Below are 12,899 nucleotides of genomic sequence, written 5' to 3'. Positions count from 1 at the left end.
TATTATAGTGGATGATCCTTTATTATATAGCTGACTTATTGTTTTAAGCCAGCTGCATAAAAAGGGCCATGAACTGCAATTGTTGATAAAATACGAGCAATTTCCTCAGGTGTTTCTTTTTGGCCATTATTTAACCATTGCTGAATGACACCAATATGAGCAGAAGCCATGTAAGAGGCTAAGTATTGGCTTGGGACAAGTAAGTTCTCTTTATTAATGAGAGCACCATTCGTATCTTCAAATAGTGTTTTCCACATAAAATCTTTCAGTTTTGTTTGGAAAGATAAATCTCCTTTTGGGCTTAGCACAGCTTTCATAAAATCACTATTTTCATTTAGAAATTCAAGAATAGAAGTGATAAGTATAAACGGCATTGTTGGGGAAGGATTTGATCCAAGATCCGCAATAACTTCTGGAAACTTCCGTTTTGCAATGCTAGAAAATTCATACATAATCTGTTCTTGACATTTCGTCATTAAATCAAATTTATCTTGATAGTGCGCATAGAAAGTACCGCGATTTATGTTCGCTTTCGTTGTAATATCTTTCACTGTAAGGGCGTCAAAACCTTTTTCTTCAATTAATTCCACCAATGCATTTCGTATGGCAGTTTTCGTACGAACAACACGTAAATCTAAATTATTATCACGCAAAGTATGTCCCTCCTTAATTTTAGCCAACACTTTTCAAGAATGTGTATGATAACCGACACATTCACGATTTTTGATTATTGTATAAGGTTCAACTCGAACATATAATTCAAAATATAAATAAACAACACGTTGTTGGTTATTATAAATCAAATTATAGGAGGAGAAAAGAAAATGTTTAAAAATAAACTTTTATTGTTATCACCGGTTATTGCACTACTTGTTGTTTTTCTTTTTTCATTAACGTTATTTCCAACCGTTCAACCACAGCCGAAAAATTTGCCAATCGCAATTGTAAATGAGGATCAAGGAGTGGAAATTCCGAATCAACCGAAGATGAATATGGGGCAAACGATTGTTGATAATATGAAAAAGACATCAAAATCAGACGAAGAACCTGCGGTAAAATGGGTAGAAGTAAAAAATAAGGAATCCGTGCAAAAAGGTTTAAATAATCAAGAGTATTACGCGGCATTAGTCATTCCGAAAGATTTTAGTACAAAACAGGCATCACTACAAACACCACAGCCATCTTCGTCAGAGGTAGAAATATTCATAAATCAAGGAATGAATACAGCGGCATCAACTATGGCGGGGCAAATGTTAAATGCTGTAGTTGATAATATGAACAATACTGCTCGTACACAACTATTAGAAGGAGTGAAGGCAAAAGGAGCTACATTAACAGCAGATCAAGTTTCAAATGTAGTAACACCTATTACGAAGAAAGTGACAAATGTGAATGAGGTCGGAAAAAATAGTGCGAACGGTAACTCACCAATTTCATTGTTCCAGCCATTATGGATTGCAAGTTTAGCGAGCGCAGCACTTATCTTTATTGCAATAAGTAAAATGCCGATTCGTACAAGAAACGAGAACTTTGTATTAAAACTAAAACAAATAGTAGCTGGAGCAGTTGCGACAATTGTAATTGGGTTTGGTCTTACATGGATCGCAGATGGTGCGGTAGGGTTAAATATTTCGAACTTTACAGATACGGCACTATTTTTATCTATTACGTCCTTTAGTTTCTTCTTAATGATATCAGCGGTACTTTCATTAGTTGGATTAAAGGGAATCGGTGTATTCGCTCTCTTACTATTCTTCGGTGCACCGTTATTATCATTAGCACCTGAAATGTTGTCACCATTTTACCAAGACTGGGTGTACGCATGGTTGCCAATGCGATTTATGATTGAGGGACTTCGAGAAATATTCTTCTTCGGAAAAGGGTTAAGCTGGGGTACACCTGTTACTGTGCTCGTTTGGATTGGTGCGGTAAGTATGGCTATTATTTTAGCGACTGCTTTCAAACGTAGTGCAATAAAGGAACATAAAACAGAATTACACGCATAAAGGATAAAAACGTTTCACTAGGAGTGAAGCGTTTTTTGATTTTTATTAACCTATAGAGAAATCAAGCAAGATAGGTTTTTCTATATTTTAAGGGGAATAGAAGAGTTCGGATTTGCGGTGCTTTTTGTATACATGCTCCTACTATTTCAAATTGCATAAAATGTAATGCGAAATAATGGAGGGGATAAGATGTATAATTCGAATTATTATGATTGGTATAGGCAAAATGATAAGTTGATTCGTGATATTGAGAAAGCAATTAATGGAGAGTTTAGTGCTATAAGTTGCTATGCGAAATTAGCTAATATGGCTCCAAATGTGGCGGAAAGAAATCAAATTCTTGAAATTCGTAATGATGAAATAAAGCATTTTCATCAGTTTGTACAGATCTATACAAATTTAACTGGTCAGCAGCCAAAACCACAAATTACAGAAGAATGTCCGAATACGTACTTACAAGGATTAGAATTTGCAATACAAGATGAACAGAAGACAGTAGATTTTTACTTGGAAATTTCAGATGAAGCATCAGATGCACATTTGAAAGAGTTACTGCGTAGAATAGCTGCCGATGAACAAAATCATGCAGTGTGGTTTTTATATTATTTTGTGAAGACGAAGTGAGTATAAAGAATGAATGGCTGATGTGATGAATATATTAGAAATTATTTTAAAGCGCAGTGCAACAATTGAATGGAAAACTTAAATATAAGCAGAAAAAAACCGTTTCATAAGTAGTGGGACGGTTTTTTCGCGGTGAAATACAAGTTACATAGGTATCGACAAAATATAGTAGTTGAATTTGGTATATAATGTATGGAATGAAAACGAAAACAAATAAACTAGGAGCAAATAAATGAAAAGAGGAATTACAGTAGATATTCCAAATGAATATGATAATTTACTTTGGAGAGTGTTAAAGCGAATTGATATTTCTTCATTTGATTGGTGGGTGGGGAGTGAGGAGTCATACTTAGTAGCACGTGGTGGATTGGATGAGGCATTATTTCCAGAAGAACCAAGTATAGTGGAAGGATCAGGTTTGAAAAAATTATTTAAAGACAATATATATTATGTTATTTTTGCAGATTTAAAAGCGTATCCAAAAAGGGAAGTACTAGGAGATATTGAAACATATGAAGAATTTAAAGAGAGCAAGTGTGAATTAGTTTTACTAGTTGCGGATTGTACATACGTCACAATTTACGCTAAAGATCAAAAAGCGATTGAGTTGATGTATGAAAACGCACTGAATCAAGATTTTTACGTTGAATACGTGACAGACGAAAATGACGGTAGAACGCGATTATCAGTATAGTAGTAATTTGAAAGGAGACATGAAAATATGAAGAGCAATACAATAACAAAAGAATATAAGATTCGAACTGCTACTGAAAATGAAAGCGATAGCATTATTGCTCTATTAAAAGAAGTAGCAAAGTGGTTACAACATAAAGGAGTTGATCAGTGGCAGTATTTGTTAGGCGGGGAAGCTACAGCTGAAATATTAGAAGGGATAAGGGAGAAATATACATATGTGATTACAAAGGAAGATGAAATTATCGGTACAGTGACAGTATCTCCTAAACAAAATGAATGGGATGAATATATTTTTGGTAAAGAGGAAGTTTCTAATTCATTATATATTCATAGATTTGCGGTGAAACGGAAGTATAAGAGCAACGGAATAGGAGAATGGATTTTACGGTGGGTAGAAGAGAATGTAAAACATGACAAAGAGTTTTTGAAACTAGATTGTGTAGGGCATAATCGCATATTGAATGATTTTTATAAGAGAAATGGTTTTGAATATGTTGGGAGTATAGATGGACTTAGTAAGTTTCAAAAGAAAAGGGGATAGTGAATGGATCAAATTAATACCGATTTAGTTAAAAGGTTAATAGGGGAACAGTTTCCTGAATGGGCACATTTAGAAGTGAAACCTGTAAAGTTTAGTGGGCATGATAACAGAACATTTCACTTAGGGGATGAGATGAGTGTAAGATTGCCAAGTGACGTGGCATATGCACCACAAGTAGAGAAAGAAAATAAGTGGCTACCTATATTAAGTAAGGAGCTTTCTTTACCGATTTCTACACCACTTGCGAAAGGAAATCCATCTGAGGAGTATCCCTGGCCTTGGTCTATTAATAAGTGGATAGAAGGAGATACTGTTACGAAACAAAATGTCCGTGACCTAAATGAATTTGCGGCGGACTTAGGAGCATTTTTAATAGAATTGCAATCCATTGATGCGACTAACGGACCGATAGCTGGAGCACATAATTTTTACCGAGGCGGGCTTATATCTGTATATGATGAAGAGGCGAGAGGTGCTATCGAAAATAATAAGGATGTTTTTGATGAAATAGTATTAAAGCATCTTTGGGATTTAGCACTTCAGTCAACGTGGGAGCGTAAACCAGTTTGGGTTCATGGAGATGTTGCACCAGGAAATCTACTCGTTAAGGATGGAAAGCTTTGTGCCGTAATTGATTTTGGTATTTTAGGAGTAGGGGATCCTGCTTGTGATGCGGCGATGGCTTGGACGTTTTTTGATAAGAATAGTAGAAATGTATTTAAAGAAGTATTGCGCATAGATGAAGAAACGTGGAATAGGGCGAGAGGATGGACACTTTGGAAGGCGTTAATTACGTATGATGCGAATAAGATTAGTAATAAGATAGTGGCGGAAGAATCGTATCGTGTCATTCAAGTGATTGTGGATGATTATGAGAGGTAATAGAAAAAGCCTATTTCAAAATAGGCTTTTTCATATGATTAAATATTAGAAATCAAAAGAAGGAATCTAACATGATTATACAGAATATTTAGAAAAATAGGAGGTGTCGAATTTTGAGTGAAATTGAATTAAAAAGGAATGTAATTAAGACAGGGAGTGAGAAGAGGATCATTCTTCGGTTTATACTCGCTAGTCTCGTTGGGGTGTTTATGTTTTTCGTACCGGTTACGATAAATGGTGCTTCGTCCATTATGATTGATCATATCGTATCTTGGGTCCGGGCTTCGGTTCCAGGAGTAGTACCTTATTACGCACTACTTGTTATGGTAATGGGTGCGATTTATCCGTTTTATACGAAGAAATGGAATGCTTCTATCGTAGACATTTGTTTTTCTATTTTAAAAGTAGTTGGCGTCGTTTTCGGTGTACTATATTGTTTTAAAGTGGGACCAGCCTGGTTCTTTGCGCCAGATGTAGGGCCGTTTTTGTATGAGAAACTAGTAATATCGGTAAGTTTACTCGTTCCAATTGGCTCAGCTTTTTTAGCGTTATTAGTCGGGTACGGATTACTAGAATTTATCGGTACATTTTGCCGTCCGATTATGAGACCGTTATGGAAAACACCGGGAAGATCAGCAATCGATGCGGTTGCTTCCTTTGTAGGGAGCTATTCATTGGCGTTATTAATTACGAACCGCGTGTATAAAGAAGGAAAATATACGACAAAAGAAGCAGCCATTATCGCTACAGGTTTTTCTACAGTATCCGCAACATTTATGATCATCATCGCAAAAACATTAGACATTATGCATTTATGGAATGTTTATTTTTGGACTACTCTTGTTGTCACATTCATCGTAACTGCTATCACCGTAAGAATCCCACCCCTTAGTAGAAAACCAGATACATATGTAACAGAAGAAGGGTTCCCAGAGCCTGTTTATAAAGAAAAAATGCTAGAACGAGCTTGGGAAGATGCGTTAGAAGTATCAAAGTCTGCACCGAGTATTATGAAAAATATTGCAGTGAACTTAAAAGACGGTTTTATCATGACGATGGGAATTTTACCATCAATTATGTCAGTAGGGTTAATGGGTATCATCTTAGCAAAGTTTACACCAATATTTGATTGGATCAGCTATATTTTTTATCCATTTACATGGCTATTACAATTACCAGAAGCAGACTTAGCTGCTAAAGCGGTATCCGTTGGTATTGCGGAAATGTTTTTGCCATCATTATTAGTAGTAAGTGCACCACTTGTGACAAAGTTTGTCATTGCGGTTGTTTCGGTATCATCTATATTGTTCTTCTCAGCTTCCATTCCTTGTATTTTATCGACAGACATTCCGTTAAAAGTATCGGAACTTATTATTCTCTATGTACAAAGAACGATATTAACGTTACTTATTATTACGCCGATTGCTTACATACTTCTATAAAGAATGAACTCGCTTTAAAGAAAAGCGAGTTTTTTTATGTTTGTTAGTTTACGATATGTAGATTATAAGATGTTTTTTTGTATGATATAGTTAAAAAAGAGGAGGGGAACAAATGGAAATAATTCATGAAAGAGCAAAGTTACAGTTAATAGATAGTGATGATGTCGAAACTTTGTTTTCGATTGTAGAAGGAAATCGAGATATTTGGGCGTATTTAATTTCTAAAATGGATACTGCGCAAGATATGCAGCAATATGTTCAAAAAGCGATACAAGGTTATGGGAAGGGGACTCAAATACCTTTCGTTGTAGTGGATCAACAGACGAATACGATTGTAGGAAGTACACGTCTATATAATATTTCAGTAGAAGATAAAACAATCGAGTTAGGACAAACGTGGTATCATCCAAGTGTGCAACGTACGAGTATAAATACTGAGTGTAAGTATTTGCTTCTCCAGTATGCTTTTGAAAAATTGCATATGCTGAGGGTACAAATTAAGACAGATGTAAGAAATGAAAAAGCACAGCGAGCAATTGAAAGGTTAGGTGCAGTTAAAGAGGGTGTGCTTAGAAATGAAAGAAAATTGCCGAATGGCTATGTGAGAGATGCGGTTGTGTATAGTATCATCTCGAGTGAATGGCCAGGCGTAAAAGAACAATTGTTAGAAAAATTAGAGTTGTATAAAGAAAAGTTATAATTCGTGTTTTGAAAGGTATATTGTTCGTGAGGTATGAAAAATATACCTTTTTTCTTACAAAATGCTACTTTATTTTAATTCCTTTTGTTTCATCGTTCCCTTCTGAGAAAAAATTCGTTACAATGTAGTTGTATGGTAATAAACTTATGAATTTTAAAATGTAATGAAAACCGCAAATGAAAATGAATTGATAATCCTCAATTTTAAATGAAAACCCTTTTATATATAAATAACAAGTAAAGTTCCTTCTTTTAAATAAATTCAAACAAAACGATTTGATATAAATGTTTTTTTATAGAAGTATGGATGATGTACGGAGGCAATTACAAATGAAAGAAAATAAGAAGAGTAAGAAAAGACGAATCTTTCAAGTATTTTTACTAATGATTTGTTCTGCTATTTTATATGTAAGTTACGCAGCTTACGATATTTGGAGCTATCGTTTTAAAACAGATGATAGCGTGAGAACGGATGCTGGTATCGTACTAGGAGCAGCTTCATGGAATGGAAAACCATCTCCTGTATTTAAAGAAAGAATTAATCATGCGATTTCTTTATATAAGAACGGAAATATTAAAAAGATTATTTTTACAGGTGGTACAAAGTTTGAGGCAGAGCTTGAGGAAGCGCGTACTGCAAGAGTATATGCAATGAAACAAGGTGTAAAAGAGGAAGATATTTTAATTGAAACAAAATCACTTTTCACTGAAGAAAATTTAAAGAATGCGAAGGAAGTTGGAATAGAGAACGGAATACGCACATACACGATTGTAAGTGATCCACTTCATATGAAACGCGCAATGAGAATCGCAAAACATATTAATATTGAAGCGTATGCTTCACCAACGCCGACATCAGCATATAAAACGTTAGATACAGAAATACCATTCTTCTTTAAAGAATTATTCTCGTATATTGGATATGTAACCTCTTTGCCGTTAAAGGCATTGAAGGGAGACTAATAAGAAAAGAACCTATCTTTCAATAGGAACTTTTCTTATTAGTCAAAAACATTGTATTTTTATCGGAATAGTGAAACAATAGAGAGGTAGCTTCATATAATCATAATGACAAAATGAACGGTTTATGAATCGAACATAAAGGAGATTATAGTATGGCACTCTCATTTGTTGAAACAGAAAAACAATCTTTCATTATTGAGCAAATAAATACATTGATTCCGAAGTTCATGGAAAGAGAGCATCAATTAAGTGAATTAGGATCATTTCCGTATGAAAATATAAATGATTTGAAAGATATTGGATATACGAAATTAACGTTACCGAAGGAATTTGGTGGTAGTGCGATTTCTTTATATGACTTCGTTTTATTTCAAGAGAAAATCGCGGAAGGCTGCGGAGCTACTGCATTATCGATTGGCTGGCATCTTGGCATTGTGAAAGAGCTAGCGGAAAATCGCTCTTGGAATGATGAGATGTTCAAATGGTTTTGCGAAGAAGTACGTAACGGGGCGCTCTTTAACAGGGCGGCAACAGAGCCGAAAACAGGGAGTCCGACGCGTGGTGGAAAACCAGAAACAATAGCGGTTCAACAAGGCGAGAAGTGGATTATAAATGGAAGAAAAATTTTTACAACGATGGCGCCAGTACTTGATTATTTTATTATTTCAGCAAGTATGGAAGGCCGTGAAGAAGTTGGTGAGTTTGTCATTCCAAGAAATACGCTCGGTGTATCCATTGAAGAAACGTGGGATAGCGTTGCGATGCGAGGGACTGCTAGTCACGACCTTGTCTTACAAAATGTAGAGATAGAAAGTCGCTTTTTTACAGATGTAAAGGGCGGGAAAGTGAAACAAAAGGGTATTGGCTGGTTGCTACATATACCAGCATGTTATTTAGGAATTGCACAATCAGCAAGAAATTATGCAGTTCAGTTTGCGGGATCATACAAGCCAAATAGTTTAAACCATTCTATTAGTTTATTACCGAATATTAGAAGATTAGTTGGAGAATTAGAACTCGAGCTTATGCAAGCTCGCGTCTTTTTATATCAAATTTCGAAAAAGTACGATGAGGCAGAAGATAAATTATCACTGCAAGCAGAACTAGCAGCAGTGAAATATGCCGTAACGAATGCAGCGATATCTATTGTTGATAAAGCAATGCGCATCGTAGGAGCAAAAAGTTTATCAGAAAAAAATCCACTTCACCGTTACTATTTAAATGTCAGAGCAGGATTGCACAATCCGCCGATGGATGATGCAACACTATCTATATTAGCGGATGCGGCGTTTCGGTCGTAGTTTTTTTAACTTGCATTTTATTGTTTATGGACAATATAGTTATTTTGAAAGCACGTGTTTGATTATTAATCAAACACGTGCTTTTTATGTGTACGACGTACCAAATTGAGATGTAGATTTTTAATATAAATGGTTATCGTGATTTTGGATTGTTATTGGCTGAAAAAATATTTATTGCAATGTTAGTTGGGAAACTTTTAATCCCAAATTAAAGGTCTTTCCAAGTTTATCATGCGTAAATATTGTAAAAATTGCCCTGCATGGACCGCATCATGATAGGCAATTCGTAATAGCATGTCGCCTAAATATCTTTGATAGCCAACATCGCTTCGATCAATAAGGGTTGAATCTAGCTCAGCTATGCTTATGGATTGTACATATTCTATGAAGTCAGTAAAGTATACTTGTGCCAATTCAGTTTCTTTTTTTACACAAGTAATCGGCTCGTCATCATACGGGAAATGTATATCATTTATTGAGCCGTTGTTTTTTAAAATCATATGATAGTAAAAAGTTGAGCTCCATACATGACGAATCATTTCACCAAAGGACATAGCCTCATGATCAGGCTTCCAATTAAGAAAATTATTGGGAAGAGAATTCCATAATTTTTCTGAGCGCCTTCTCGTTTCTTTTAAATTTAATATACTAAGATCAATTGCATTCATAATACATTCTCCTTTACTATTAAACTTAAAATAATTGTATCAATTTAATAGTTAGGGTATCATCGAAATATGAATGTATATCCGAATATCTCATATATAGCTAAACTAATTGCTGAACCTACAAGAGCAATCATCTTGGATTGTTTAATGAATAATCAAGCACTACCTGCTAGCGAATTGGCTTATAATGCAAAAGTGTCACATCCAACGATTAGTTCTCATCTTTCTAAATTAGTAGAGGGGAATCTACTTACAGTTGAACAACATGGTAGACATCGTTACTATCGACTTGCTAATCAAGAGGTAGCAGAAGTTCTTGAAAAGTTAGGAACAATTGCACCAACAGTCCAAGTTCGGTCTTTAAAACAATCGGATCAGTTAAAACAAATTCGTTATGCTCGAACTTGCTATGATCATCTTGCAGGCAGACTCGGTGTAGAGATAACTGAAAAATTACTACATAGGGAATTTATAATTTTAAAGGAAGGAGAATACATTGTAACGGAACAAGGTAAGCGGTGGTTTCTGAATTTTGGAATAAATGTTGAAACGGCAGATATAAAGAGAAGGGTATTTGCAAAACCTTGTCTTGATTGGAGTGAACGACGCTACCATATTTCTGGTTGGTTAGGATCTGCAATAGCAAAACTATTTTTTGAACAGGAATGGATTACAAAAACGGATAAGAATCGGGCTGTTCATCTTACAAAAAAAGGTATGAAGTTATTGAAAGACCAATTAGGCATTGATATGGACAATAAAAAAGTCCATATCAATGCAGTGCCTCCTGTCGAGTAAACAGTATTAAATAACCTGAGTTCTATATTTATATAGACTCAGGTTATTTAATTTCTTTTAAAATTTTTGAGGGTATCTGCGCAAGGCAACTTTAACCTCATTCGCTTTACGGAAAGAGCTTAAATGAAAACATAGTAGTTGAAGCAATTCTATTAAATTATTAATCATATTACTTAAAAATTATGCGTAAGAATATAGTAAATGAAGGGAGATATAAAATGAATAAAGTGAAACTGAAAGTATTTAATATAAAGTATGTCATGATATGTCTTTTATTCACGATTATATGTATTCTCACTTCATTCTTCATTTCTAGTAATTCAAACGTATTTAAATCTTATTATATTAACCAATTATTAGGAACGAATTCTACTAAAGGCCTTATGTATATGATAGGCAGTGAGAATCGTTATTTTGCAGAAGAATTTCATAAAGAAAAAGGACGAGCGTCTTTGGAATCTTTTTTACTTTCACTTTCTACAAATATTAATGTAAATGACCTTCGAAGCTTATTAACTCGAGAACTTCCAAATATGAATCAATTTTATTCGGAAATATTAATTGCTGGGGAAGGAACAGATTATACGAACATTCCTGAAGAATCCAGCATTCCTTTAGAGAATATTAAGGATAAAGGTTCTGCTATTGAGCACCCAAAGAGTGAGAAAGAAAACAATTCAAATACACAAAATAACGGTGAAAATAAAGTTTTTATTTATCATACACATAGTTGGGAGTCATTTATTCCTCTCATTCCAGGTGCTACTATACCAGATGATGCCTCTAGTACAAATAATGAAGTGAATATTACGTTTGTTGGAAACTATTTAAAACAAAAGTTAGAAGAAAAAGGAATAGGCGTTTCACATGATACGACAAATATGAGGGATTTTCTGCGAAATAAAAATTTAAATTGGGCACAATCTTACAAGGGATCCCGTCAAATATTACAAGATAAATTGGCGCAAGATAAAAATATTATGTTTCCAATGGACCTTCATAGAGATGATGCACGAAAAAATATTACAACAAAAAAGATTAATGGAAAGAATTATGCTCGTCTCTATTTTATATTAGGACGAGAGAATCCTAACTTTGAACAAAATAAAAAAATAGTAACGGCAATAAATTCATATTTAGATGAGAAGTATTACGGTTTAAGCCGAGGGATTTTTATTAAAGATCGTAAAAGCGGGAACGGAGTATATAATCAAGACCTTTCTCCAAATGCTTTACTTATTGAAATGGGAGGGGTAGATAATACACCAGAAGAACTGTATGCTTCAGTTGACGCATTAGTAGAAGCATTTAGCCACTATTATAATGAAGTAACAAAGAAAAATAACTAAATGTATAGGGAAAACTAGTATTTTTGTAAAATAAAAAGGAGTGACACCTAGTCAGGCGTTCTAGGGGGTTACTCCTTTTTTGTAGAATATGAGAAATATAACACTACCAATACACGTTATCAATTGAAAAAATCTTTCTTTTCATTCTTCTTTTTATCGTTTTATAGGAGAATGCTATGCTTCTTATTTCACCTACTGTATAATAAGAAAAAAGCAAGAAAAGAGGTCATCTCATGCTAGAAGTTATTGCAACATGTTTAGAAGATGTGAAACGAATTGAACGAGCTGGCGGGAACCGAATTGAATTAATTTCATCTTATACAGAAGGCGGTTTAACACCGAGTTATGCTTTTATTAAAAAAGCGGTAGAAGCAGTACATATACCGATTCACGTTATGATTCGTCCGCATGCGAAGTCTTTTACATATACGGAAGAAGAAATTGAAATGATGAAAGAGGATATTGTAGTTGCTCAAAATCTTGGAGTAGCTGGTGTTGTATTAGGTGTATTAAATGAAAAAAATGAAGTGGATGAAGAGAAACTAGCAGATTTACTATCTGTTGTAGATGGAATAAATGTAACGTACCACCGTGCGATAGATGATATAGAAAATCCAGTAGAAGCGATGAGAACTTTAAAGAAGTTTCATAAAGTGACTCACGTTTTAACTTCAGGTGGACAAGGAAATATAGTTGATAATATTCCGGTGCTTACAGATATGCAAAAGGTAAGTGATGGCCAAATTCAGCTTGTAGTTGGAGCTGGTGTGACGAAAGAAAATATAAAGAAATTACTAGATGAAACTGGAATTTCGCAAGCTCATGTCGGTACAGCGGTAAGAGAAGGGAAATCATGTTTTTCTGAAATTGATCTTAATTTAGCGCAAGAATTAGTTCAAATCATACAATAAACACGTAAGAAAGAGGAGA

The 12,899-nt window shown here is 34.6% G+C and carries 14 protein-coding genes; 12 read left to right on the top strand and 2 right to left on the bottom strand.

All coding sequences use genetic code 11. From position 1 onward, the window contains the following. Positions 1-35: 35 nt before the first annotated feature. Entirely contained in the window at positions 36-653 is a 618-nt protein-coding gene (locus DN392_RS24840; RefSeq protein ID WP_064449318.1) for a TetR/AcrR family transcriptional regulator, read from the bottom strand. Positions 654-824: 171 nt separating this feature from the next. On the opposite strand from DN392_RS24840, the gene DN392_RS24835 reads away from it, so the two are divergent. The 9 genes from DN392_RS24835 to DN392_RS24795 all read left to right on the top strand — a co-directional run bounded on the left by DN392_RS24835 (position 825) and on the right by DN392_RS24795 (position 9,154). Then, positions 825-2,006: a YhgE/Pip domain-containing protein gene (locus DN392_RS24835; protein WP_088091609.1), complete on the top strand. Its 1,182-nt coding sequence runs from the start codon at positions 825-827 to the stop codon at positions 2,004-2,006. Between the two features lie 189 nt (positions 2,007-2,195). Next, positions 2,196-2,630 (top strand): ferritin-like domain-containing protein, encoded by a 435-nt coding sequence (locus DN392_RS24830; protein WP_048566121.1) that lies wholly within the window; start codon positions 2,196-2,198, stop codon positions 2,628-2,630. A 232-nt stretch (positions 2,631-2,862) separates the two neighbouring features. Beyond that, positions 2,863-3,324 carry a DUF2691 family protein gene (locus DN392_RS24825; protein WP_088321630.1) on the top strand — a complete coding sequence of 154 codons (462 nt, stop codon included), beginning with the start codon at positions 2,863-2,865 and terminating at the stop codon, positions 3,322-3,324. Between the two features lie 27 nt (positions 3,325-3,351). After that, positions 3,352-3,867: a GNAT family N-acetyltransferase gene (locus DN392_RS24820; protein ID WP_088321631.1), complete on the top strand. Its 516-nt coding sequence runs from the start codon at positions 3,352-3,354 to the stop codon at positions 3,865-3,867. A 3-nt stretch (positions 3,868-3,870) separates the two neighbouring features. After that, positions 3,871-4,749: an aminoglycoside phosphotransferase family protein gene (locus DN392_RS24815; RefSeq protein WP_064057520.1), complete on the top strand. Its 879-nt coding sequence runs from the start codon at positions 3,871-3,873 to the stop codon at positions 4,747-4,749. Positions 4,750-4,862: 113 nt separating this feature from the next. Further along, complete coding sequence (locus tag DN392_RS24810) at positions 4,863-6,191, top strand: YjiH family protein (protein WP_064469870.1); 1,329 nt, start codon at positions 4,863-4,865, stop codon at positions 6,189-6,191. Between the two features lie 112 nt (positions 6,192-6,303). After that, the gene (locus tag DN392_RS24805) at positions 6,304-6,891 is read left to right on the top strand and encodes a GNAT family N-acetyltransferase (RefSeq protein WP_000402564.1); all 588 of its coding nucleotides are present in this window, start codon (positions 6,304-6,306) and stop codon (positions 6,889-6,891) included. A 329-nt stretch (positions 6,892-7,220) separates the two neighbouring features. Continuing rightward, the gene (locus DN392_RS24800) at positions 7,221-7,853 is read left to right on the top strand and encodes a YdcF family protein (RefSeq protein WP_000662227.1); all 633 of its coding nucleotides are present in this window, start codon (positions 7,221-7,223) and stop codon (positions 7,851-7,853) included. 152 nt (positions 7,854-8,005) lie between these two features. Next, positions 8,006-9,154, top strand: a complete 1,149-nt coding sequence (locus DN392_RS24795) for an acyl-CoA dehydrogenase family protein (RefSeq protein WP_064469869.1) — start codon at positions 8,006-8,008, stop codon at positions 9,152-9,154. Between the two features lie 197 nt (positions 9,155-9,351). On the opposite strand, the gene DN392_RS24790 is transcribed toward DN392_RS24795, so the two are convergent. Further along, positions 9,352-9,822: a DinB family protein gene (locus DN392_RS24790; protein ID WP_048566126.1), complete on the bottom strand. Its 471-nt coding sequence runs from the start codon at positions 9,820-9,822 to the stop codon at positions 9,352-9,354. Between the two features lie 69 nt (positions 9,823-9,891). Between DN392_RS24790 and DN392_RS24785 the strand changes: the two genes are divergently transcribed. The 3 genes from DN392_RS24785 to DN392_RS24775 all read left to right on the top strand — a co-directional run bounded on the left by DN392_RS24785 (position 9,892) and on the right by DN392_RS24775 (position 12,880). After that, on the top strand, positions 9,892-10,620 hold the full coding sequence (locus tag DN392_RS24785) for an ArsR/SmtB family transcription factor (RefSeq protein WP_064057521.1): 729 nt from the start codon (positions 9,892-9,894) through the stop codon (positions 10,618-10,620). A 218-nt stretch (positions 10,621-10,838) separates the two neighbouring features. Beyond that, a complete protein-coding gene (gene spoIIP / locus DN392_RS24780; protein WP_001045275.1) occupies positions 10,839-11,969 on the top strand; it encodes a stage II sporulation protein P in 1,131 nt (376 codons plus the stop codon). A gap of 233 nt (positions 11,970-12,202) precedes the next feature. Beyond that, a complete protein-coding gene (locus tag DN392_RS24775) occupies positions 12,203-12,880 on the top strand; it encodes a copper homeostasis protein CutC (protein WP_088091608.1) in 678 nt (225 codons plus the stop codon). The last annotated feature ends 19 nt before the right edge of the window (positions 12,881-12,899 follow it).

Source organism: Bacillus sp. BB51/4 (genome assembly GCF_008368845.1).
GTDB classification, from domain to species: Bacteria; Bacillota; Bacilli; order Bacillales; family Bacillaceae_G; genus Bacillus_A; species Bacillus_A wiedmannii.
Note: the sequence above shows the minus strand (reverse complement) of the source record. Positions and strands in the feature narration are given on the sequence as shown.

Bases quoted from the DNA above. Each gene is read 5' to 3' on its own strand.
- DN392_RS24785 (WP_064057521.1), top strand. From the start codon at position 9,892: ATGAATGTATATCCGAATATCTCATATATAGCTAAACTAATTGCTGAA.
- DN392_RS24830 (WP_048566121.1), top strand. From the start codon at position 2,196: ATGTATAATTCGAATTATTATGATTGGTATAGGCAAAATGATAAGTTG.
- DN392_RS24790 (WP_048566126.1), bottom strand. From the start codon at position 9,822: ATGAATGCAATTGATCTTAGTATATTAAATTTAAAAGAAACGAGAAGG.
- DN392_RS24805 (WP_000402564.1), top strand. From the start codon at position 6,304: ATGGAAATAATTCATGAAAGAGCAAAGTTACAGTTAATAGATAGTGAT.
- DN392_RS24835 (WP_088091609.1), top strand. From the start codon at position 825: ATGTTTAAAAATAAACTTTTATTGTTATCACCGGTTATTGCACTACTT.
- DN392_RS24795 (WP_064469869.1), top strand. From the start codon at position 8,006: ATGGCACTCTCATTTGTTGAAACAGAAAAACAATCTTTCATTATTGAG.
- DN392_RS24775 (WP_088091608.1), top strand. From the start codon at position 12,203: ATGCTAGAAGTTATTGCAACATGTTTAGAAGATGTGAAACGAATTGAA.
- DN392_RS24820 (WP_088321631.1), top strand. From the start codon at position 3,352: ATGAAGAGCAATACAATAACAAAAGAATATAAGATTCGAACTGCTACT.
- DN392_RS24800 (WP_000662227.1), top strand. From the start codon at position 7,221: ATGAAAGAAAATAAGAAGAGTAAGAAAAGACGAATCTTTCAAGTATTT.
- spoIIP (WP_001045275.1), top strand. From the start codon at position 10,839: ATGAATAAAGTGAAACTGAAAGTATTTAATATAAAGTATGTCATGATA.
- DN392_RS24825 (WP_088321630.1), top strand. From the start codon at position 2,863: ATGAAAAGAGGAATTACAGTAGATATTCCAAATGAATATGATAATTTA.
- DN392_RS24815 (WP_064057520.1), top strand. From the start codon at position 3,871: ATGGATCAAATTAATACCGATTTAGTTAAAAGGTTAATAGGGGAACAG.